20 protein-coding genes are annotated in these 22,359 nt (G+C 73.8%); 14 read left to right on the top strand and 6 right to left on the bottom strand.

Annotated elements, in window-relative coordinates:
• The first annotated feature begins 2,777 nt into the window (after positions 1–2,777).
• The 8 genes from AV521_RS41785 to AV521_RS47215 all read left to right on the top strand — a co-directional run bounded on the left by AV521_RS41785 (position 2,778) and on the right by AV521_RS47215 (position 10,535).
• Positions 2,778–3,203 carry a phage tail protein gene (locus AV521_RS41785; protein WP_076096720.1) on the top strand — a complete coding sequence of 142 codons (426 nt, stop codon included), beginning with the start codon at positions 2,778–2,780 and terminating at the stop codon, positions 3,201–3,203.
• Positions 3,203–3,922, top strand: coding sequence for a LysM peptidoglycan-binding domain-containing protein (locus tag AV521_RS41780; RefSeq protein ID WP_076096718.1), 720 nt, complete (start codon positions 3,203–3,205; stop codon positions 3,920–3,922). Before AV521_RS41785 ends, AV521_RS41780 begins: the two co-directional genes overlap by 1 nt.
• Positions 3,919–5,742: a VgrG-related protein gene (locus AV521_RS41775; RefSeq protein ID WP_076096716.1), complete on the top strand. Its 1,824-nt coding sequence runs from the start codon at positions 3,919–3,921 to the stop codon at positions 5,740–5,742. Before AV521_RS41780 ends, AV521_RS41775 begins: the two co-directional genes overlap by 4 nt.
• Positions 5,743–5,830: 88 nt before the next feature.
• Positions 5,831–6,148, top strand: coding sequence for a PAAR domain-containing protein (locus AV521_RS41770; RefSeq protein ID WP_076096714.1), 318 nt, complete (start codon positions 5,831–5,833; stop codon positions 6,146–6,148).
• Complete coding sequence (locus AV521_RS41765; RefSeq protein WP_076096712.1) at positions 6,148–6,570, top strand: GPW/gp25 family protein; 423 nt, start codon at positions 6,148–6,150, stop codon at positions 6,568–6,570. The genes AV521_RS41770 and AV521_RS41765 overlap by 1 nt, the downstream gene beginning before the upstream one ends.
• A complete protein-coding gene (locus AV521_RS41760) occupies positions 6,570–8,528 on the top strand; it encodes a putative baseplate assembly protein (protein WP_076096710.1) in 1,959 nt (652 codons plus the stop codon). Before AV521_RS41765 ends, AV521_RS41760 begins: the two co-directional genes overlap by 1 nt.
• Positions 8,525–9,088, top strand: a complete 564-nt coding sequence (locus AV521_RS41755) for a phage tail protein (RefSeq protein ID WP_076096708.1) — start codon at positions 8,525–8,527, stop codon at positions 9,086–9,088. Before AV521_RS41760 ends, AV521_RS41755 begins: the two co-directional genes overlap by 4 nt.
• Positions 9,089–9,770: 682 nt before the next feature.
• Positions 9,771–10,535: a zinc ribbon domain-containing protein gene (locus tag AV521_RS47215; RefSeq protein WP_079249672.1), complete on the top strand. Its 765-nt coding sequence runs from the start codon at positions 9,771–9,773 to the stop codon at positions 10,533–10,535.
• Between the two features lie 23 nt (positions 10,536–10,558).
• On the opposite strand, the gene AV521_RS41745 is transcribed toward AV521_RS47215, so the two are convergent.
• Positions 10,559–11,410: a helix-turn-helix transcriptional regulator gene (locus tag AV521_RS41745; protein ID WP_076096704.1), complete on the bottom strand. Its 852-nt coding sequence runs from the start codon at positions 11,408–11,410 to the stop codon at positions 10,559–10,561.
• Positions 11,411–11,497: 87 nt separating this feature from the next.
• Here AV521_RS41745 and AV521_RS41740 point away from each other — a divergent pair, with 87 nt between their 5' ends.
• Entirely contained in the window at positions 11,498–12,298 is an 801-nt protein-coding gene (locus AV521_RS41740) for an SDR family NAD(P)-dependent oxidoreductase (RefSeq protein ID WP_076096702.1), read from the top strand.
• Positions 12,299–12,319: 21 nt separating this feature from the next.
• Here the strand turns inward: AV521_RS41740 and AV521_RS41735 are convergent, their stop codons facing one another.
• Positions 12,320–13,192 carry an SGNH/GDSL hydrolase family protein gene (locus tag AV521_RS41735; protein WP_076096700.1) on the bottom strand — a complete coding sequence of 291 codons (873 nt, stop codon included), beginning with the start codon at positions 13,190–13,192 and terminating at the stop codon, positions 12,320–12,322.
• A gap of 388 nt (positions 13,193–13,580) precedes the next feature.
• On the opposite strand from AV521_RS41735, the gene AV521_RS41730 reads away from it, so the two are divergent.
• Positions 13,581–14,576 (top strand): NAD(P)-dependent oxidoreductase, encoded by a 996-nt coding sequence (locus AV521_RS41730; protein ID WP_076096698.1) that lies wholly within the window; start codon positions 13,581–13,583, stop codon positions 14,574–14,576.
• A 41-nt stretch (positions 14,577–14,617) separates the two neighbouring features.
• Here the strand turns inward: AV521_RS41730 and AV521_RS41725 are convergent, their stop codons facing one another.
• Entirely contained in the window at positions 14,618–15,727 is a 1,110-nt protein-coding gene (locus AV521_RS41725) for a sensor histidine kinase KdpD (protein WP_076096696.1), read from the bottom strand.
• 2 nt (positions 15,728–15,729) lie between these two features.
• A complete protein-coding gene (locus AV521_RS41720; RefSeq protein ID WP_076096694.1) occupies positions 15,730–16,461 on the bottom strand; it encodes a response regulator transcription factor in 732 nt (243 codons plus the stop codon).
• 111 nt (positions 16,462–16,572) lie between these two features.
• Here AV521_RS41720 and AV521_RS41715 point away from each other — a divergent pair, with 111 nt between their 5' ends.
• From AV521_RS41715 to AV521_RS41705, 3 genes are read left to right on the top strand one after another with little or no spacing between them, the layout of a single operon-like run.
• Positions 16,573–17,265, top strand: coding sequence for a glycosyltransferase family 2 protein (locus AV521_RS41715; protein ID WP_076096692.1), 693 nt, complete (start codon positions 16,573–16,575; stop codon positions 17,263–17,265).
• Positions 17,262–17,876: a DUF2064 domain-containing protein gene (locus AV521_RS41710; RefSeq protein WP_076096690.1), complete on the top strand. Its 615-nt coding sequence runs from the start codon at positions 17,262–17,264 to the stop codon at positions 17,874–17,876. The genes AV521_RS41715 and AV521_RS41710 overlap by 4 nt, the downstream gene beginning before the upstream one ends.
• Complete coding sequence (locus AV521_RS41705; protein WP_076096688.1) at positions 17,876–18,628, top strand: bifunctional 2-polyprenyl-6-hydroxyphenol methylase/3-demethylubiquinol 3-O-methyltransferase UbiG; 753 nt, start codon at positions 17,876–17,878, stop codon at positions 18,626–18,628. The genes AV521_RS41710 and AV521_RS41705 overlap by 1 nt, the downstream gene beginning before the upstream one ends.
• Positions 18,629–18,941: 313 nt before the next feature.
• On the opposite strand, the gene AV521_RS41700 is transcribed toward AV521_RS41705, so the two are convergent.
• The gene (locus AV521_RS41700) at positions 18,942–20,174 is read right to left on the bottom strand and encodes a molybdopterin-dependent oxidoreductase (RefSeq protein WP_076096686.1); all 1,233 of its coding nucleotides are present in this window, start codon (positions 20,172–20,174) and stop codon (positions 18,942–18,944) included.
• A gap of 113 nt (positions 20,175–20,287) precedes the next feature.
• Between AV521_RS41700 and AV521_RS41695 the strand changes: the two genes are divergently transcribed.
• On the top strand, positions 20,288–21,622 hold the full coding sequence (locus tag AV521_RS41695) for a hypothetical protein (RefSeq protein ID WP_076096684.1): 1,335 nt from the start codon (positions 20,288–20,290) through the stop codon (positions 21,620–21,622).
• 72 nt (positions 21,623–21,694) lie between these two features.
• On the opposite strand, the gene AV521_RS41690 is transcribed toward AV521_RS41695, so the two are convergent.
• A complete protein-coding gene (locus tag AV521_RS41690; RefSeq protein WP_076096682.1) occupies positions 21,695–22,180 on the bottom strand; it encodes a DUF6083 domain-containing protein in 486 nt (161 codons plus the stop codon).
• Positions 22,181–22,359 lie beyond the last annotated feature (179 nt).

Below are 22,359 nucleotides of genomic sequence, written 5' to 3'. Positions count from 1 at the left end.
CGTCGTTCGACGCCGGCCTCGGCCATGCGGTGCTTCCCTCCGCCCCGGTCGGCCTCGTCCACGGCGTCACCGGTCCGGCCACACCACGCGCCACCTACACCGACGGCGGGCCCCTGTTGCTGCGCGTCCGGCGCCCGCAAGCCGAGGAGGCCGCCGAGTCCTTCGAGTCCGGTCCGCATTCCGACGAGTCCGGCGAGAGGCGTCCTACGGCCGACGCCGAACGACCTTCCGCCCCGACCGTGACGCAGGTGTCCCGCAGGACGCGACCGGGGGCGAGGTCCCGTGACTCCGGCAAACCGGGGGCGAGGTCGCGCGGCACCGGGAAGGCGGGAGGCTCCGGATCCGGGCAGCGGGCGGGAAGTGACGCGACCGGTCCCGCTCCGACGGCGTCCGCGGATCAGAGCCCGGCGCAAGGCGCTACCGGGAGCGGTGACAACGGCGGCCCGTCTGCTTCGGCATCCGCGGGCCGGGTCGGGCGGTCGTCCGGCTCGGCCGCTCCCCCTTCCGTCCAGCGGGCGGCCGTGACTCCGCCGAGCCGCGCCCTCGTTGCCGCCGACCCCCTTGTTACCGTCGCCGCATCCGAGGTGCCCGTTCAGCGGGCCGCCGCTGATTCCGGCCGACCGGCACCAGGACCGGTGCTGCCGGTCGTACGACGGATCGCCGTGGTGCCCCACACGGCGGGCGACGGCCCCGCGCCCCGGACTCCTTCCGTTGGCCTCGCTACGACCCCGCACGCGGGAGGTACCGCACCGCACCGCCAGGACACGGCCGGCGCGGCGCCGCGCGTCGCCTCCCCGACCCGCGCGTCAGGGTCCAGCGGCCCCCGCTCCGTGCGCCCTTCGGCAGTGGGCCCTTCACTGACCGTCGCCCGACGTCCGACCGTGCCGGTGCGCCGGATAGCGGCTCTTCGGCCCGACCGCGCGGCCACTCGCCCCGTTGCGGGGAGCGACGTCACGCCGACGGCCGGCGCCGCAAGGACTCCGAACCCCGAGCCGCCCGTACAGGAAACCGCACACCCCGCGCCGCCGGTACAAGACCCCACGCCTCCCGTGCGGCGGACCGCCGACCCGGTGCGCCGCCCGAGCAGCCGGCCGCCGCTGGGTGCACCTGTGTCCGAACTTCCGTCCACCGCCCGGCCGTTGACTGCCACTGCGCCGGAGACGCCACGCCCCGCCGGCGGCGCACATCCGACGGCCGGACCGGCGCTCCCGATCGTGCAGCGCCAGGCGGACGTCGCCCCTGGTGCCAGTGCCACGTCGAGCCCGTACGGCGCAGGCACCACGACGACGCCGCAGCCGCATGCGACCGGAGCGGCCGACGCCGCACCGACCGCTCCCGAGCCGCCCGGCCAGGCGCCTCGGCCCCAGCCGTCCGGCGCCCGTGCCCGTGGAGGGCTCGGGGCGCCGCTGCCCGAAATGCCGCCGACCGCGGGCCTGCCCCGACAGCCCGGCTCCCATGGCCGTGACCGTGGCGGCCTGGGTGCGCCCTTGCCGGCGATACCGCCGACCGCGGGCGCATCGCACCCGGCCGGCCCCGGCGGCCGAGCGGCCTTCCCGAACATCCAGCGGACCCCGGTGCGCCCGGACCGCACCGCCGACGTCGCGGAAGCTCCCACCGCACCCCTGCTGGGCACCTCGGACGCCGAGAACCACAGCACGAACCTCACCTCGTCATCCTCACAAGGGATTTCAGCTCCGGCCCCGAGCGCCTCCCCCGCTCCCGCCACCCCCCTCGTCTCTCCGGTCGGCCCGGGGGCGGCGCCTTCCGGCGCAGCCGAACCCGGTGCCGTGGTGCAACGCGCGGTCACGTCAGCGACTCGGTCGACCCCTTCAACGGGCCAAGCGCCAACACCTGTTGAAGTCTCGGACACGGGCCGACCGGAGCCGGTGGTCGCCGTCCGGGCTGTCGACCGACCCCGTACAAGCCCCGGCGCCGCCGATACTCGGACGCCCGGCGTCATCCAGCGCCGGCCGCTCTCTGCGTGGCGCCGACAGTCCCCACCCCGCACCCTCGCGCTGCTCGCCGCACGTCCGCTCACCGTCAACACCCGTGCGCCGGAGGGCATCGCGCCTCCCACGGGAACCCATGCGCCCGAGCCTCCCGTCGTCGCCGCATCCTGGCACCGCGACCAGGACCCGGCCGCGAGCGCATCCCCCACCACGCGCGCACCGCATCCCGGAGTGTCGCAGGTACAGCGAACCGTTTTCGACCCCGTGCCGTCCGGTTCCCCCAACCCCACCTCCGTGCACTGTAGTTCTCCGCCCCTCTGGCGAGCCGTTCCCGTCGTACGGCCGAACCCCTCCCTCCAACGGGCCGTTGCTGGCGGCGACATGGCCGTACGGCCGCTCACGCTGCCATTGTCCGATCCACAGGCACCCCCGCTCCCGGACCGGCCGGACAACGCGGTCCCCGGCCCCCCTCCGGTACCGGTGGTCCGCGTCGCCCGTACGACACCGACGAAGGCGCCGGCCGTGCAGCGCGAAGTGGGCCGAGCCGGTGGTGGCGGTGCCGTTACCGCCGGGGTACCGGCGACGGCCGTACCCCCGCGGGGTCGGCAGCGGTCGGCCGTCGCGCCGCCGGCGCCCGGGACGGCCGCCGGCAGGGGGACCCGGTCGGCGGGGGCGGGGCAGGAGCCCGTGATCGACCTGGACGAACTGGCGCGGCGGCTGCTGGACCCGATGGCCCGGCTGCTCCGCGCCGACCTGCGGCGCGGCCGTGAACGTACGGGCCGTCCCTACGACGGACGCCGCTGAGGACAGGGAACGGATGGCCAAGGGATGACGGACAACATCTTCGCGACGAGCGTGTTCTTCCGGCTCGCGATCGGCGGCAACGACCTGGGTGCCTTCCACACCTGCTCCGGCATGGGGGCGGAGGTGGAGATGGAGAGCTACGCCGAGGGCGGGAACAACGGCTTCACCTGGCAGCTCCCCGGCCGGGTCACCTGGTCGAACATCACCCTCACCCGGCCGGTCACCGCCGACACGGCGAAGATCGGGCGCTGGCTGGACCAGACGCTGCGGCGCGTGGAGCCCAAGGACGGGGAGATCGTGGCGCTGAAGCCGGATCTGACCCGGATCATCAGCTGGCAGGTGCTCGGTATCGTGCCGGTGCGCTGGCAGGGGCCGTCGTTCGACCCGTCCTCCTCGCAGCCGGCGGTGGAGACGCTGGAGATCGCCCACGAGGGACTGAGGCCTTCCTGATGGCTGCCGTACGCACCAGCGTGGCCAGGGCCCAGTTGACCCTGAAGGAACCCCCGGCGGCGGTCGGCGCGAAGCCCGGAGGGACGATCGCGCGACTGAACCTCCAGTTCAATCCCAACACCCTGCAGCTGCGCAAGACCACCGAGTGGCGGCGCAGCCCGTCCCGGATGGCCGGGCAGTCGGCGCTGCCGGAGTTCGTGGGCAGCGGGCCGCGGGAGCTGAGTCTGGAGGTCTTCCTCGACGCGACCTCGACCCATGACAACTCGGTGGAGCAGGCGGTCGAGACGCTGATGAAGGCGTGCGTGCCGAGTCCGGCGAGCCTCGCGCGGAAGAAGCCGGCCAGTCCGTGGGTGCGGTTCGAGTGGGGTACGGCGCGCACGACGTCGTTCGACGGGGTGCTGTCCAGCCTGTCGGTGACGTACACGCTCTTCGACGTGGACGGCAAGCCGCTGCGGGCCACCTGTGCGCTGTCGGTCGAGGAGGCGAGCGTCGACCCCCCGGGGCAGAACCCGACCTCGGGTGCGCGGACGGCCCGCAGTACGCACACGGTCGTGGCCGGGGACAGTCTGGCGCTGCTGGCCTGGCGGGAGTACGGCGACGCGACCGCGTGGCGGGTCATCGCGGAGGCGAACGGGATCGACGACCCGCTGGCCCTGGCGCCCGGTACCGAACTGGTGGTGCCGGCGCTCGGGGACGCGGGCGGTGAGGAGGAGCGGTGACCACACCCGAGGCGCGGGGCGGGCGGTCCTTCGCGGCGGACCCCGTCGTGGAGGCGCCCGGCGAGCTGCCGCAGATCTGGGCGGCGCAGCTGGTGAGCTGTGTGGTGGACGAGAACGTGGGGCTGCCGGACACCGCGGTGCTGACCTATCGCGATCCCGACAACGAGTTCCTGAAGTCGACCGGCATCACGCTCGGCACCCCGCTGCGGGTGTCGGTGGTGACGGTGGCCGGGCAGGCGCGCGAGCGGCTGTTCAACGGCGAGGTCACGGCGGTGGAGATCGACCGGGACAGTACCGGGTCGTTCACGGTCGTACGGGGGTACTCCGTCGCGCACCGGCTGCAGCGCGGCCGGAAGGTGGTGGCGTACCGGAACATGACGGCGGCGGCCATCGTGCGCAAGGTGGCCGCCGGGGCGGGGCTGTCGTGCGGGAAGGTGGAGGCTGCTCCGGTCACCTACAGGCAGCTGTCCCAGGCCAACGTCTCCGACTGGGAGTTCCTGCAGTACCTGGCGGGCGAGAGCGGTGCGCAGGTGCGCGTCGACGACCAGGGCGTGCTGCAATTCACCAAGCCCGAGAAGGCCTCCGGTGCGCCCGCGCCGTCGACACCGGCCACGCGGAGTCCGATGGTGCTGGAGTACGGGCGGAACCTGCTGGCGCTGCGGGCCGCGCTGTCGGGTGCGGACGGGGCCTCCCAGGTCGAGGTGCGCGGCTGGGACGTCACCACCAAGACGCCGCTGGTGGCCCGGCAGCAGTCGGTGACCAGCGACACGGTGCTGCCCGGCCTGGCGCCGGAGTTCGGCGCCCGGTTCGGGAAGTCGGCGAAGCTGGCGGTGACGGACACGCCGTACCGGACGCAGGCCGAGACGACGGCGGTCGCCGCTGCGGTCTCCGGTCATGTGAGCGCCGGCTTCGGTGAGTTGGAGGCCGTGGCCGAGGGCAATCCGCGGCTGCGTGCGGGCCGGCCGGTCGCGCTCGGCAATGTGGGGCCCGCGTTCTCCGGCCGGTACACGGCCACGGCGGTGCAGCACAGCCTGGAGCCGCACGGCGGCTACCGCACCACGGTGTGGGTGAGCGCCAGCCCGGACCGGTCCCTGACCGGTCTGGTGACCGGGGCGAACGCGCCCGGGCGCGGCCCGCGCATGCCGGGCCTCGCGATCGGTGTGGTCACGGACGTGCGGGAGCCGGGCGGCGCGCAGAGTGGCGGGGTCCGCCTCAAGTTTCCCTGGCTGGACGACACTTATGTGACCGACTGGGTGCGTACGGTGCAGTGGGGCGGCAAGGGCGGGGGCGGTGTGGTGAGCCCCGAGGTCAACGACGAAGTACTGGTCGGCTTCGAACAGGGCCTGCTGGACAGCCCGTACGTCATCGGCGGTCTGTACAACGGCGTGGACCGGCCCTCGCCGCACGATGTTCCGCTGGTCGACGGGACGAGCGGCAAGGTCAACCGGCGCTCGGTGGTGTCGCGTTCGGGGCACCGGCTCGAACTGCTGGATCCTCCGACCGGACCGTCCGGTGTGCGGCTGCGCACCGCGGACGAGCGGCTGGAGGTGCTGCTGGACGACCGGAACAACCGGATCGAGGTGACGGTGTACGCGGCCGGAGGCCGGCGGGCGCTGTCCTCGGTACGGCTGGACGGCCAGGGCATCACGCTCGACGCGAAGACCGGCAAGGTCAGCGTGAAGGGCGGCACCGTGGAGATCGACGGCACCGACTCGGTCAGGGTCGGCGGCCGCTCGGTGAACGTCACCGGGCAGACGGACCTCACGCTCGACGGCGGTCTGCTCGGAGTACTGAAGGCGGATCTCGTGCGCATCAATTGACCCACTGATTCATCGATCGACACACAGTCACTTTTGTTGGAATTCAAGGCCCTTGAGGGCCGTGACCCCGCTTCGAGGAGCCCGTTGCATGCCCGGCGCAGCCCGTACCGGCGACCCCACCAGTCATGGGGGTGTGATCGCCACCCCGCCGCCCGGCGCCGCCACGGCGGTGGCGCGTGTGCTGATCGGCGGCCGTCCCGCCGCCGTCGTGGGCAGCCTGCACACCTGTGTGATGCCCCCGCACGCCGCCATGGGTCCGGCCAATGTGATCCTGCCCAGCCCGGCCGGGCTCGTCTCGGGCGAGGTGCTCATCGGCGGGCTGCCGGCCGCGCGGGCGGGCGACACCACCGCCTGCGGCGCGACGATCCAGATCGGCGCCCTGAACGTGCGGATCGGGGGCTTGTGATGAGCGAGCGGTTCATCGGGCGCGGCTGGGCGTTCCCGCTGCGGGTCGGGCCGACCGGTGGCATCGCCATGGTGGAGCGGGAGCGGGAGATCGAGGAGGCGATCCGGCTGGTACTCGGCACCGCGCCCGGGGAGCGGCCGATGCGTCCGGAGTTCGGCTGCGGCATCCACGACTACGTCTTCGCGCCCGGCGACGGCGCCACCGCGGGGCGGATCGCCCAGCAGGTGCGCGAATCGCTGGAGCGGTGGGAGCCGCGGATCACCGTGGACGACGTGGTGGTGGCCTTCGACGCGGTGGACGACGGAACCCTCTACATCGATGTGCGCTACACGGTGCGGTCCACCAACGACCGGCGCAACCTGGTGTTTCCCTTCTACACGATCCCCTCCGAGGAGGGGGCCGAGGAAGCGGTCGCGGACTGATGGCCCTGCCCTCCCCCAACCTGGACGACCGGCGGTTCCAGCAACTCGTCGACGAGGCGAAGCGGTATGTGCAGCAGCGCGCCCCGGAGTGGACCGACCACAACGTCTCCGATCCCGGTGTCACCCTGATCGAGACCTTCGCGTATCTCGTGGACCAGTTGCTGTACCGGCTGAACCGGGTTCCGGACAAGAACTACACCGCGTTTCTCGACCTGCTGGGCATCCGGCTGTTCCCGCCGGCGGCGGCCGGGGCCGCGGTCGACTTCTGGCTGTCGGCACCGCAGCCCGACACGGTGACGCTGCCCGCCGGCACGGAGGTGACCACGGCGGACGGCGAGACCGAGGAGCCCGTGGTGTTCGCGACCGTCGACGAACTGCGCATTGTGCCCTGCGAGTTGACTCGAATGGTGACAGCGCCCCGCACCGGTGACCAGACCGACCGGACCGGTGAACTGGCCGAGGGCCGCGATGTCCGGTGCTTCCAGGCGGCGCCCGAGCCGGGCGACGCGCTGCTGTTCGGACTGCCCGCAGCCGTGCCCCGGTGCATCGTCGCCGTACAGCTGGACAGCCGGGTGGAGGGCGTTGGCGTCGACCCGCGTCAGCCGCCGCTGGTGTGGGAGGCCTGGGACGGCGGCCGTTGGCAGGTGTGCGAGACCGGCTCGGACACGACGGGCGGTCTGAACCGGCCCGGCGAGGTGATCGTGTACGTCCCCGCCGGGCACACGGCGTCCGTGATCGGCGGGACGCGCGCGGGCTGGCTGCGCTGCCGGGTCACCGAGGCGGAGCCGGGCCAGCCGTTCTACTCGGAGTCCCCGACGGTGCGCGAGGCGGCCGTGTTCACAGTCGGCGGCACCATCGCCGTCGAGCACGCCGAGACCGTCACGGACGTACCGCTCGGCACGTCGGAGGGGGTGCCGGGCCAGACGTTCCGGCTCGGCCGGCCGCCGGTGCTGCTGGACGGTGAGCCGCCCTTGGTGGAGGTCTCCTCGGCCGACGGCTGGCAACGCTGGAGCGTCGTCGAGCACTTCGGCCGCTCCGGTGCCGACGACCGGCATGTACGGGTGGACGCGACCACCGGCGAGTTCACCTTTCCGCCGGCCCTGCGCGAGCGGGACGGCACGCTCCGGCTGTGCGGCGCGGTGCCCGACAAGGGCGCCCATATCCGGGTGTCCCGCTATCGCACGGGTGGCGGCCCGGCCGGCAACGTGGCGCGGGGCGCGATCTCGGTGCTGCGCAGTTCCGTGCCGTACATCGCCCGCGTCACCAACCGGGAGGCGGCACGCGGCGGCGTGGACGGGGAGACGATCGCCAACGCCAAGCTGCGGGCGCCGGACGCGCTGCGTATGCAGGAACGCGCGGTGACCGCCGAGGACTACGAGATCATCGGCCGGCAGGCGGCCCCCTCGGTGCGCCGGGTGCGCTGTCTGCCGGCGGCGGACGGGGCGGGCGCGGTGCGGGTGCTGGTGGTACCGGACGCGGTGGCGGACGACGGCGACCGGCTCCGCTTCGAGCAGTTGATCCCCTCGGACGAGGTGCTCGCCGCGATCACCGAGAGTCTGGACGAACGGCGGCTGATCGGCACTCGGCTGGTGGTGGAGCCGCCGGTGTACCAGGGCGTCACCGTGGTCGCCCGGCTCATGACGGCACCCGAGGACACCGACCGGGTCCGCGACGCAGCCCTCACCGCGCTGTTCCGCTACCTCAACCCGCTGCAGGGCGGGCCGGACGGCACCGGGTGGCCGTTCGGACGGCCGGTGCAGTACGGCGAGATATTCGGCCTGCTGCAACGCGCCACCGGTAACGCGCTGGTGGAGGAGATCCGGCTGTTCGCCGCCGACCCGATCACCGGGCGGCGCGGCACACCGGTGGACCGCATCGACGTGGCCGCGGGCGCGCTGGTCTTCTCGTACCAGCACCAAGTCGTCGTACAGTCCCGGGAACCGGAGGCCCGCCCATGAGCCGCGCCGCCGTACCCGGCCTGCCGAGCCGGCATCCGATCGGCGGGCTGCTTCCCGCGCTCTACGCCGACGACGACTTCGCCCAGCGGTTCACGGCCGGGCTGGACACCGTCCTCGCCCCGGTGTTCGCCACCCTCGACAGTCTGCCCGCGTATCTCGACCCGCGGGTGGCGCCGCTGGACTTCGTCGCCTGGCTGGCGTCGTGGGTGGGCGCCGACGACGATGCCGAGTGGCCCGCGGAACTGCGCCGCGAGGCGGTGGTGCGCGCGGTGGAGCTGCACCGCTGGCGGGGCACCCGGCGCGGCCTGGTGGAGCGGCTGCGGCTCACCCTCGGGGTCGACGCCGACGTCGTCGGGGACGGCGGGGCGGTGTGGTCACGTACCGCGGGCGCCGAGCTGCCGACGGAGCGGTCCGGTGCGGTGGTGGTCCGGGTGTGGCCGGGCCGCGATCCGCAGGTGGACGCGGGCCGGGTCCGGGAGGTCGTCCGGTCCCTGTGCCCGGTGCATGTCCCGTGCCGGGTGGAGATCCTGCCCGGCCCGCCCGCCTACGAAGGGAGCTGACGCCATGCGCGCCTGTCCCGTGTGCGGGGCGTCCAACGCCCCCGACGACGACTTCTGCAGCAACTGCGGCTCGTACCTGGGCTGGTCTGAGGAGGGTGTGCGGGGTACGTCCGCATCGTCCGACGCGCCCCCACCGACGCCTTTGGCGCAGGGCGGGGCGACGGCGGGCGCCGGACCGGAAGCGGACGCTGATCCGGCACCGACACCGGCGCCGGCGGCGTCGGACGGGGAAGCGCGAGCCGAGGCGAACGGCGAGGGGTCTCGCAGGACTCCATCCGTCACCAGCAGCGATGCCCACAGCGGCAACCGGACCGGCACCATCGGCCGGACCCGCGGCGCCGACGGCGCTACGGACCGCTCGTCCGCGCCCACGACGCCCCCGGCGTTCCCTCCGCCCCCGGACCGTCCTCCCACCCCCCAGCCTCTGAGCACCACACAGCCGGCCGACACACAACCACCCGTCTCACAACCGGCTCCCCCGCAGCCACCTGCCTCGGCATCAACCCGCTCACAGCCACCCACCTCGGCATCAACCCGCTCACAGCCACCCGCGGCACCACCAACCCCCACACAGCCACCCACCACACAGCCGGCCCCCGCTCAACCACCCAGCGCACAGCCGGGCCCCGCGCAACCGCGCCCCGCGCGGCCGGAGCAGTCGGTCGCGCCGCAGCCCGCGCCCGTGCAGCCCGCGAAGCCGGTCGCGCCGCGACCCGTCGTGCGGCCGGTGGCGGCGCCGGAGGAGGTGTCCGGGGTGCCGTGCCCGGCGTGCGGGACGCCCAATCCGCCGGGCCGCCGGTTCTGCCGCCGCTGTGCCGGCCCGCTCACCCCGGCGCAGGACCGGGCGCCGCTGCCCTGGTGGCGGACCATCTGGCCGTTCCGGCGCCGGGTGCGTGCCGGGTCCGGGCGGTGGATCCGGGTGCTCGTGACGCTGGCCGTGATCCTCGCTCTGTGCGTGGGCGGGTTCTTCCTGCTCCCGGCCGGGCGCGCCCTGTTCGAGGACACCCGGGACAAGCTCAGTGGCGCCAAGGCCGTCACACCGGTGGGTATCCACGCCAGTGCCGAGGTGCCCGGGCATCCGGCGAAGGACACCACGGACGGACTCAGCAACCGCTACTGGGGGGCGCCGGGGGCCGGAGCCTCGATCACGTACACCTTCGGCAAGCCGTTCCGGCTGGTCGACCTCATCATCACCAACGGCGCGTCGAAGCAACCCGAGGAGTACGCCCGTGAGGCGCGGGCGCTGCGCATGGACATGCAGGTCACCTCGGCGGACGGCTCGGTGCACCACAAGGAGATCGACCTCAGCGACAAGCCGGGAGACCAGACCGTCGCGACCGGCATCGATGACGTGGTGAAGGTACGGCTGGTGCTGGGCTCGGTCACGGGACTCACCGGGCAGCGCGTGGTCGCGGTCGGCGAGGTGGAGTTCTTCCAGCGGGGCTGAACGCGCGGGCCGGCACGGGAAGTTCAGCGGGGTGCGTCCATGCGCTGGGTGCCGATGACCGACAGCAGCCGCAGCGCCTCCTCGGAGGACGAACCGGGGACGGCGGTGTAGATGACGACCTGCTGGTCCCGGTCGGTGAGGTCGAGGGCGTCGCAGTTGACGGTGACCGGCCCGACCAGCGGGTGCTGGAACGTCTTGCACAGGGTGGGCTCCGTGGCCACGTCGTGGGAGGCCCACAGCCGGGCGAACTCCGCACTTCTGGCGAGGAGTTCGCGGATCAGGGTGCTCACCTCGGGATCGTCCGGGTAGCGGGCGGCGGTGGTGCGCAGGCGCCGGGCCGCGTGGCGGGCGAACGTGTCGGGGTCGGACACGCCGTACAGCCTCCGTCCCTCGGGACGCGGCCCGAGGAAGGCCCGGCGCGCCAGGTTTCGGTCGCGTCGGGGCAGGGCCGAGAAGTCCTCCATGAGGGCGGCCGCGAGCTCGTTCCAGGCGAGCACCTCCAGCAGGGCGGAGGTCACGAAGGCGGCGGACTGCGGCAGCCGGTGCACCAGGTCGAGGATGCTCTGCGGCACTTCGCGCGAGGGTCCGGGCGGTGGGCCCGGCGGGGCGCCGGCGAGCAGGTGGAGGTGGCCGCGTTCGGCGTCCGTCAGCCGCAGGGCCCGGGCCAGCCCGGTCAGCACCTCGCGCGAGGGGCGCGGGCCGCGAGCCTGCTCCAGGCGGGTGTAGTACTCGGTCGAGATGTACGCCAGCTGTGCGACCTCCTCGCGGCGCAGCCCCGGCGTGCGGCGGCGCGGCCCGACGGGCAGGCCCACGTCGGCGGGGCTGATCCGCTCGCGCCTGCTGCGCAGGAAGGCCGCCAGTTCCGCTCTGTCCACACCTCCAGTGTGCGCGGGTGCCACAGCGGCGATCCAGGTACTCCTGGTGCCTGGATGGGCCCTGCTCGCGGGCGCAGGCTCGCTGCCATGGAGAACACACAGCTCATCGAAGCACGCACGTCGCACACCTCCGGCCTCCTGACCGGCAAGGTCGCCTTCGTCACCGGGGCCGGGCGCGGGATCGGCGCCGCCGCGGCGCGGCTCTTCGCCCGGGAAGGGGCCCGGGTGGTGCTCGCGGCCCGCACGGAGGCTCAGTTGAAGGCGGTGACCGAGGAGATCCGTGCGGCGGGCGGCACCGCGGACTACGTCGTCTGCGATCTGGCGGACACGGGGAGCGTGCGGGCGGCCGTGGACCGTACGGTCCAGCTGTACGGCCGTCTCGACGTCGCCTTCAACAACGGTGCGACGCTCCAGCGGCCCGGTCCGATGGACGCGCTGCCGGAGGCCGACTTCGACGAGGTCTACACGGTGAACCTCAAGGGCGTCTGGCTGGCCATGGTCGCCGAGGTCGCCGCCATCCGGGCCACCGCCGGGACCGGCGCCATCGTCAACAACTCCTCCGTCGGCAGTCTGCGGGGCAATCCCGAGCTGCCGGCGTACGGTGCGATGAAGCGGGCGGTGAACAGCCTGACGGAGTCGGCGGCCGTGACATACGGCCCCGAGGGCATCCGGGTCAACGCCATCGCCCCCGGCAACACGCTGACGGAGATGATCCGGGCCTGGGAGGCGGAGTCCCCCGGGCTCCAGGAACGGCTCACCGCCGTCACTCCGCTGCGCCGCGCCGCCGTACCCGAGGAGATCGCCCAGGCCGCCGCATGGCTCCTGAGCGACCGTTCCTCCTTCGTGACCGGCACGGTGCTGCGGGTGGACGGCGGCGCACGCGCCTGACCTGCCGGGCCGTCCCAGGGGTCAGTCGAGGCCGAGGACGCTCATGGTGCGCTCGGCCATGCGCTGTTCGCCGAGCGCGTTGGGGTGGACGGGCACGATGTTCGTCCCGAACAGCAGCGGCTCGATCCATCGGGTGCCGACGGCCTGGCATGCGTCGTGCCCCTCGGAGGCCTGGGAGAAGTCCACGTAGGTGGCCCCGGTCTCCTCGGCGGCGCGCTGTACGACGGTGTTGAGGTGGGCCTGCAGGGCGTGCAGGTACGGCACGTCGCCGGAGGCGACGGGGAGTTGGGCGAAGCAGGACGGGTCGGCCTCGGCGGGGGTGATCCACGGGTAGCCGAGCACCGCCACGCGGGCGCCCGGCGCCTTGGCCCGGACACTGCTCAGCGCGTTCTTCAGCGCGGGGTAGGTGTTCGTGTCGATGGCGTCGTCGAAGGAGCTGCCGTACATGTCCTTGCAGGGGCTGCCCTGGCCTGCGGTGAGGATGCCCGCGCTGCCGCAGGCGAGCATGGCGTTGATGAAGGTGCCGTCGTCGTTGCCGCCGATGGTCAGCGTCACCAGGCCGGTGTCCGCGGTGACAGCGTCTGCCTGCGGGGCGACTCCGGGGTACTGCGACCCGGTGAAGTCCTTGGTCTGGGCGGCGCCGCAGGTGACGTCGGTCAGTCGGGCGCCGGTGCGGGCGGCGATGACGTGGGGGTAGTTGGCCGTGGAGCGCAGGCAGATCAGATTGCTCGTGTCAACGGGCAGCACACCTGAGGCGGCGCTGTAACTGTCGCCGAGGGCGGCGTAGTTCAGGGTGGTGGCGGCCTGGACGGGTGCGGCGGTGAGGCCGAGGGCCAGCGCACCGGCGAGTGCGGAGGCCGCGGCGATGGCACGGCGCAGGGCAGGCATGGGCATGGGAACGGGCTCCTTGTTCTCGGGATGGGGACACCGAGCAGGCGGGCATGACGGTGCCCGACCGTGTGCTGGTGCACGAGAATGCAGCGGCTCAGAGCAGGGGGAAGTACCGGAAGAGGTGGGGTTACTTCGCGGTTCTACTGGTAGGTAATGTGGGGGCGCCGCACCCAGGAGTCAACGTTGTTGACGGAGATTCTTAAAGCCGCACCCACCGCGCGCTCCCCTCGCGCCCCTGAGCAACCAGACGTTGTCGTACCGGGGATGTGCCGTAAGCGCGCAGGGCGCCTGTGACGGCGCGCCGCAGCGCCGCCCGCAGCATCTCTTACGGAGTCATGACGCGACCGCCGCGTCGGCCGGTCGCGGTGCCGTCCGCGTCTAGCGTGGCCGTATGCGTGTACTGGTCACCGGCGGTGCCGGGTTCATCGGGTCCCATGTCGTCGAGGCGCTGCGGGCGAACGGGCACGAGCCGCTCGTGTACGACGTCCGCGCGGATCCCGGCGCGGACGTGCGCGACCCGGCGTCGGTCGCACGGGCGCTGGCCGGGGTGGACGCCGTCTGCCACCAGGCGGCGATGGTCGGACTCGGCAACGGCGTCGCCGACGCGGCTGAGTACGTCTCACGCAATGACCTCGGCACGGCCGTACTGGTCGCGGCCATGGCGGAGGCGGGGGTACGGCGCCTGGTTCTCGCCGGGTCGATGGTGGTGTACGGCGAGGGGCGTTACACCTGCCCGCGGCACGGCATCGTACGGCCGGGGCCCCGGAGCGTCGCCGACCTCGACGCGGGACGGTTCGAGCCCCTGTGCCCGCGTTGCGGGGCGGAGCTGAGCCCCGGACTGGTCGACGAGGACGCCCCGGCCGATCCGCGCAACGTGTACGCCACGACCAAGCTGGCCCAGGAACACCTGGCCGCCGCCTGGGCCCGCAGCACGGGCGGGTCGGCGGTGTCGTTGCGCTATCACAACGTGTACGGGCCCCGGATGCCGCGGGACACCCCGTACGCCGGGGTCGCGTCCTTCTTCCGCTCGGCCCTGGCCCGCGGGGAAGCCCCCCGGGTGTTCGAGGACGGGCGGCAGCGCCGTGACTTCGTGCATGTCCGGGACGTGGCGGAGGCGAACGTGGCCGCGCTGGAGGCGGAGGCCTCCCCGGGTGTCCTCACGGCGTACAACACCGGCAGCGGTGAGCCGCGTACCGTCGGCGAGCTGGCCCATGCCCTGGCGGCCGCGTGCGGCGGACCGGAGCCCGTCGTCACCGGGGAGTACCGGCTCGGGGACGTACGGCACATCACCGCCGACTCCTCCCGGCTGCGGTCCGCGCTGGGGTGGAAGCCGCAGGTCGGGTTCGCGGAGGGGATGCGGGAGTTCGCGGCGGCCGCGTCCGCCTGAGGCGGCCGCGGGCCGGTCACCGGGCGGGGGCGGGAGCCCGCCTAGGGCGCCGCGGGCAGCGTCAGCTCGAAGCGGCAGCCGCCGGGGATGTTGCGGACGGTGGCGCGGCCCTGGTGGGCCTCCACGATGCCGCGGACGATCGCCAGGCCGAGGCCCGCGCCCGCCGGTGGGGTGCGGGCGTCGGTCCCACGCCAGCCGGTGTCGAAGACCCGCGGCAGGTCCTCCTCGGGGATACCGCCGCAGCCGTCCGTGACGGACAGCACCACGCCCTCGTCGGTGCGTTCGGCGGCGATCGCGACCGTGCCGTCGGCAGGGGTGCGGCGGATGGCGTTGACCAGGAGGTTGCCGAGCACCCGGGTCATCTCCTTGCCGTCCACCTCGACGGGTACGGGTTCGACGCGGTCGCCCACGAGTCGTACGCCGTGCTCCCGGGCGAGCGGGTCGGCGCCCGCGAGCGCGTCGCCGACCAGGTCGTACAGGGAGATCCGGGAGGGGCTCAGCGGGAGGGTGCCCGCGTGAATGCGGGAGAGTTCGAAGAGGTCGCCGACCATGTCGTTGAGCCGTTCGACCTCGGTGCGGATCTGCTTGAGGTAGCGGCCGGGGTCGGCGGCCACGCCGTCCTCCAGCGCCTCGGACATGGCGCGCAGGCCGGCCAGCGGGGTGCGCAGATCGTGCGAGATCCAGGCGACCAGTTCGCGCCGGGACTTCTCCAGCGCCCGCTCTCGTTCCCGGGATTCGGCGAGCCGTGCGCTGGTCGCGGCCAACTCGCGGCTGAGTGCGTCCAGTTCGGCGGTGGCGGGGCCGTGCGGGGCGGCGAAGGAGCCGGCGTCGCCGAAGGAGCGGGCGGCGTCGGTGAGCGCACGGCTGCGGGCGACCACCCAGCGGCCCAGGAGCAGCGCGGTGACCAGTGAGACCACGGCCGCCATCGCGACCACGGTGGTGACCACGCTCAGGTCGTGCGAGGACAGGAACATCGCCCACGCGACGGCGAGCGTCCCGGCGAGCATGGCGACGACGCCGACGGCCGCGACCACGGCGAGGGAGGCGGTGAGCGAGCGGCGCCGGATCAGGCGCAGCACGCCCGCTCCCGCGGCCCCGGCGGCCGCGGCTCCGGCGAAAGCGTAGAGGGCGATGAGCAGGGTGTCGCGCATGGTCAGTGCACCACCCCGGAGGCCTCGAAGCGGTAGCCCACGCCCCAGACCGTCTGGATCAGGCGGGGCTGGGCCGGGTCGTCCTCGACCTTGCCGCGCAGCCGGCGGACATGGACGGTGACGGTGGACAGGTCGCCGAAGTCCCAGCCCCAGACCTCGCGCATCAGGTCCTCGCGGCTGTAGGCGCGGCCGGGGTGCCGCAGGAAGAAGGCGAGCAGATCGAACTCGCGGAGGGTGAGGGCGAGTTCACTGCCGTTCTTGGTGGCCCTGCGGGCGTCGGGGTCGACGGCCAGTCCGGCCGCGGCCAGCCGGTGTCCCGTGGTGGCGGGGCGGCTGCGGCGCAGCACCGACTCGACGCGCAGGACCAGTTCACGGGGACTGAAGGGCTTGGTGACGTAGTCGTCGGCGCCGACCTCCAGGCCCAGGATGCGGTCGTCCTCGTCACCGCGGGCGGTGAGCATGATGACCGGCACGGGCCCGCGGTCCCGCATCCGCCGGCACACCTCCAGGCCGTCCATGCCGGGCAGCATCAGGTCGAGCACCACGAGGTCGGGCCGGTGCGCGGCGGCACGGGTGAGGGCGGTCGGGCCGTCGTCGGCGCGGTCGACCAGATAGCCGGCGCGGTGCAGATATCCGGTGACGACCTCGGCGACGGTCGGGTCGTCGTCGACGACCAGGATCCGGGCCGTCTCGCCTGCGGCTTCGGTCCCGTGGGGCTCGTACTGCGGTTGCATGCCTCAAGCGTCGCACTGCGCGCCCGCCCCCGGTGCGCCGCGGGCCGGGCGTCCGCGTTTCGTAAGGACCATGAGTCCGATATGCCCGATTCATGTTCGTAGGGTGAAACCGTGACGACCACTTCAACGGACGTCGACGTGGTGCTGCCCTGCCTGGACGAGGCCGAGGCCCTGCCCTGGGTGCTCGGCCGGATTCCGGCCGGCTGGCGCGCCCTCGTCGTCGACAACGGTTCCACCGACGGCTCGCCCGACATCGCCCGCGCCCTCGGCGCGACGGTGGTGCGCGAGCCGCGGCGCGGCTTCGGCGCCGCCTGCCATGCGGGGCTGACCGCGGCCACGAGCGACATCGTGTGCTTCTGCGACTGTGACGCCTCCCTCGATCCCGCGCTGCTCGTCCCGTTCGTGCGGGAGATCCGCAAGGACGCGGCCGACCTGGTGCTGGGCCGGCGGCGTCCCGAGGGCCGGGGTGCCTGGCCCGCGCATGCCCGCGCGGGCAATCTCGCGCTGGCGCGGATGCTGCGCCGCCGTACCGGACTGCGCCTGCACGACCTGGGCCCGCTGCGCGCCGCGCGCCGCGAGCCGCTGCTCGCGCTGGACCTCACCGACCGGCGCAGCGGCTACCCGCTGCAGATGGTCGTCCGCGCGGCCGACGCCGGCTGGCGCATCGCCGAGCACGACGTGCCCTACCGCCCGCGCACCGGCACCTCCAAGGTGACGGGTACCTGGCGCGGCACCTGGCAGGCGGTGCGGGACATGAGCCGCGTGCTGGCCGAGACCCCGGCCGACGGGGGGCTCGTACGATGACCACGCTGCTCGTCATCGCCAAGGAACCGCTCCCCGGGCGCGTCAAGACCCGGCTCACCCCGCCGTTCACCCCGCGGCAGGCGGCCCGCCTCGCGGAGGCGGCGCTCTGCGACACCCTGCACGCCGTGGCGGCGGCGCCCGCGACCCGGCGGGTCCTGGTCCTCGACGGGGCGCCGGGACCGTGGCTGCCGCCCGGCTTCGAGGTACTGCCGCAGTGCACGGGCGGGCTGGACGGGCGGCTGGCGGACGCCTTCGCGCACTGCTCGGGCCCGGCCCTGCTGATCGGTATGGACACCCCGCAGGTGACGCCTGAGCTGCTCGCCGTGGACTTCGCGGGCTGCGACGCGTATCTCGGTCCGGCGGAGGACGGCGGGTTCTGGGCGCTGGGCCTGGCCGAGCCCGACCCCGCACTGCTGCGGGGCGTGCCCATGTCGACACCCGAGACCGGCGCGATGCAGCGGGAGCGGCTGCTGGCCGCGGGGCTGCGGGTGCGCGAGCTGCCCCGGCTGCGGGACGTCGACACCGCCGCCGACGCGCACGCCGTCGCCGCGCTGGCCCCGCACGGGCGGTTCGCCGCCCGGCTGGCCCGCTGTACGCCGGTCGTCCGGTGATGGGCGGCTCCGTTGCCTGGGCGGCAGCCGATCCCTACGCGGCCGCGCTGCGCACCGGCCGCGGCCCGCTGTTCCTGCGCCGCGCCGACGGCTGGCTGCTGCCGCTGGAGGTGGAGCGCTGGTGCGCCGACGCGGACGCCGTGGACCGGGCGGTGCTTGACCGCTGCGAGGGCGCCGTCCTGGACGTCGGCTGCGGGCCCGGCCGGCTGGTCGCGGAGCTGGCCGTCCGCGGCCGTACCGTGCTCGGCATCGACGTCAGCGAGGCCGCCGTCGACCACACGGTCGGGCTCGGCGGGCAGGCGCTGCGGCGCTCGGTCTTCGAGCCGTTGCCCGGCGAGGGCCGCTGGGACACCGTGCTGCTCATGGACGGCAACGTCGGCATCGGCGGGGAGCCGGCCGCCCTGTTGGAGCGGGTGGCGGCGCTGCTGCGCCCGGGCGGTCTGCTGATCGCCGAGACCGTGCCGGGACACGTCGACGAACGCGCCCGGGTCCAGGTCGTCGACACGACAGGTGTCCCCCGCACCACCGGTGCGCCCTTCCCCTGGGCGCGCCTCGGCACCCCGGCCCTGCTGCGGTACGCGCGCAGGGCCGGGTGGCGGCCCGTCGCTCAGTGGGGCGCGGACGGCCGTTGCTTCGCTGCCCTGCGCACCCGCCACATCAGCAGCACCGCCGAACCGCCGAAGAGAACGGCGCTGATCAGCAGCCAGCGGGTGAGGAAGCCGTCCGGGGAGAGCCCGGTGGCCAACCGGTAAGGCCCGGCCACCATCCCGCTGATCAGCGGGAACCACACGAGCAGGAGCAGTCCGGACAGCAGCGCCGGGACGCGGACGTACAGCGTCCAGCCGCGCCGTCCGGCCGCTCCGAGGCCGCGGACGACGGCCCGGTCAGCCAGCGTGTACAGCGGCAGCAGGACGAGGTCGTGCAGCAGGGCGGCGCCCACGATCCACAGCACCACACCGAGCCAGTCACCGGCGAACAGCCGGACCCCGGCGTACGCGGCGAGCGCGAACGAGCAGGCGAGCAGCAGCAGTTGGAGAGGACTGCCCAGAGGTACGCGGCGCGGCATCACAGGTCTCCGAAGGTCAGTCGGGCCACCCACTTGGTGTTGAGCACACCGGGTGCCGCGGGCACGATGATCCGCGCCGGGTGGCCGTGGTCGGGGGAGAGTTCCTCGCCGTTGACGGACAGGGCGAGCAGGGAGCGTCCGTCGGCCACCTGGTTGGCGCGCAGGGCGGCGCGACGGAAGGCCCCGTGGCGTTGCAGGGACTCCACGAACACGTCGGGCGGGTCGCCGTCGTACCCGACGAGCGCCGCGAGGTCGCGCAGCCGCACCCCGCGCCACCACTGGTCGGCGGTCGACCAGCCCTCCACACAGGCGATGGGCAACGACGCGCTGTGCTGCGGAAGTTGGAGCAGCTGGGCGCGGCTGAGCCGGACGGTCCCGGTGCGGCCGGTGACGACGAGCCGCCAGGAGTCCTCGTGGGTGTCGGCCGCGGTGACTCCGGCGTAGGCGGCCGTCTTGTTGATCTGGAAGCCGTTCGGGCCGCCGCCGGGATCGGCCGTGCCGTGCGGCGCGAGCAGCGCCGTACGGCGGAAGGGTCCGCCGAGGCTCTGTCCGACCGTGGTCAGGAACAGCAGCAGGGAACCCCCGCCGACCAGCCCCAGCGCGCCGCGCCGGGACACGGTGGGCGCCTCGGGGCGCGGGGTGACGAGGTCGCTCGGCTCGTCCCGTCGCCGCCGTACGGTGCGCACCGCGGCCGGTGTCTTGAGCGCGGCATGGGCGAGGAAGGCGGCGAAGAACACCCACGCCCCGTAGAAGTGCAGCGGATAGAACGAGCCGGGGAAGACATAGTCCAGCTGGACGTTGAGGACCCCGGTCGTGAACTCGAACAGACCGCCGCCGACCAGCAGCAACAGCGAGATCCGCTCCAGCGCGTGCGTCACCGAGCGGGCCGGCGGCAGGGTGAACAGCCTCGGCACCACCGACCACAGCTTGGCCAGCAGGACCGGGACCAGGGTGATGCCGAGCGTCACATGGACGCCCTGGGTGAGCCGGTACAGCCACACCGGGCCGGTGGGCCAGGCGAACAGGTAGAAGCCCAGGATGCCCTTGTCCGGCGTCTGGTCGTTCACCCGGGACAGGCCCGGGTTGTAGGCGGCGTACGACACCAGACCGGTCACGAACAGCACGGTGATGCCGACGAGCAGCACGAGGCCGAGCACCGAGGTGAACCAGGGGCCGCGCAGCGGGCTGCGCCAGAAACCTGGGGACGTGGGAAGGCGGGGATGGTCGCGCATGTCCCGACCGTAGGCCGGGACACCCCCCGGAAAGGGGCCGCGACCGGTGACGAAACGCTGACGTCCTGCCCGGACGGCGGCCTCTCGCCGGTGTCCCGGCCTAGCGTTCCGGTGTGACTCGATCTCTCCGCCGCGACTTCTACGCCGCCGGTGCCGCCGCCCTGCTCGTGACGGCGGCCGTCGTCGTCGGCCGGCACATCCAGGACACCCGCCACACCCTGTTCGTGCACTGGCCACCGGTGTTCGCCGACTGGGACCCGCATGTCGGGCCCGGCACTCCGGCGGCCCTGGCGGTGGCCGCGGCGACCGTGGTGTACGGCCCCGCCGTCGCGGCCCGGCTGCCCTGGCGTGCGCTGCTCGCGGCGGCCTGGGCGAGCGCCCTGGCCTGGATCCTGTCCCTGGCCCTGATCGACGGCTGGCATCAGGGCATCGCGGTCCGGCTGACCACCAGCAACGAGTACCTCCGGGTCATCGGCCGCTTCCATGACATCCCGGCCACCCTGCGCGACTTCACGCACCACATCGTCAGCGGCACCCCCGACCCCTGGCCCGCCCATATCGCCGGGCACCCGCCGGCCGCCACGCTCACCTTCGTCCTGCTGGACCGGATCGGGCTGCGGGGCGGGGGCTGGGCCGGGATGTGGTGCATCGTCGTGGGGGCCACGGGATGCGTGGCCGTGCTGATCGCGCTGCGCGCGCTGGCCGACGAGTCCCTCGCCCGCCGGGCCGCGCCGTTCCTGGTGCTGGCGCCGGCCGCGGTGTGGCAGGGCACGTCCGCCGACGGCTACTTCGCGGCCGTCGCCGCCTGGTCCCTGGCGCTGCTCGCCCTTGCCCTGACCCGACGGTCCCACATCTGCGCGGCTGCCTCGGGCCTCCTCTTCGGCCTGACCTGCTATCTCTCCTACGGCCTCACCCTGTTCGCACTGATCGCCGCGGCGGTCGTGGCACTCACCCGCTCCGCGCTCCGGGAACGCCCCACCCTCCTGCTCTCCCTGCTCGCCGGACTGGCCGTGTTCCCCGCGCTGTTCACGCTCGCCGGCTTCGACTGGTGGCAGGCCTACCATCTACTCGTCACGCGCTACTACCAGGGCGTCGGCGGCACCCGCCCCTACGGCTACTGGGTCTGGGCCAACCTGGCCTGCACGGTCCTGATCACCGGCCTGGCCACGGCGGCGGGCCTGCGCCGGACGGCCACGGCACTGCTCCCGCGACCCGACCGCACACGCCCGGCGGAGACACGGCTCGCCCTCCTTGTCACCGCCACACTGCTCGCCCTGCTGATCGCCGACCTGTCCGGCATGAGCAAGGCCGAGACGGAACGCATCTGGCTGCCCTTCGCCCTCTGGCTCCTCCCTGCCTGCGCCCTGCTCCCCCGCCCCCGTGCCTGGCTCACGGCCCAGGCGATCCTGGCCCTGCTTCTCAACCATCTGCTGCTGACGGGCTGGTGACGCCGGGGCTCCTGCGTCCGGCGCCGCTTCCGGCCGGCCCCGGCCCGCCCAGGCCCGCCCCGGCCGCAGGCTTCAGCCGGCATCGGGCAGCGCCTTCGGACACCCCTCCTCGTCCGCCCTTCGCCGTGCCCTGCGGGCGTTCTCCTCGCGGACCGCGCTCAGCCATCGCCAGGGCCGGATCTCGTCCAGGCTGAGCCCTGGACAGGCCAGTTGGTGCGGGATGCGGCAACGGGCGCGGGCCAAGGGCTGCGCGAAGCCGCCGTTCCAGGCGACGCCGTTGCTGTCGATGTGCCAGCGGTGCCCGCCGGGCACCAGGTGCGCGGGCAACACGAGACCCGGTTCGAGCGGGACGTGCTGACCGGTGCAGGTCGGGCGCCGTTCACCGGCGAGCCCGCAGTGCGGGCAGTGGGGCGGACTCGGCGGTTCCGGGCCGGTGGCTCCGTCCAGGAGGGCTTGGGCGCGGTCGGTGTTCTCCCAGGGGCGGGGAACGCCGGGCGGCCGCTGCCGCTGTTCGTCGGATCCGGATGACGGGATGCTGCGGTCGTCGTGTCCCCCCATGCGCCCAAGCGCCGCCGTCCGGACCGGGTTTCAGGAGGGCGCGACGAGGGCGCATCGGGGGCGGACCGGCCATGGCCGGCGTCGGTGGCCGCGGGTGCAGCGGCGGTTGAGGTGCCTGAGGTCTTCGGTCTCGTCGACCGCTCGGCGGGGTGACCGGACGTGACCGCAGTACCGTCCGG

Origin of the sequence: Streptomyces sp. IMTB 2501 (genome assembly GCF_001953885.1) — a bacterium.
Classification (GTDB): domain Bacteria; phylum Actinomycetota; class Actinomycetes; order Streptomycetales; family Streptomycetaceae; genus Streptomyces.
Note: the sequence above shows the minus strand (reverse complement) of the source record. Positions and strands in the feature narration are given on the sequence as shown.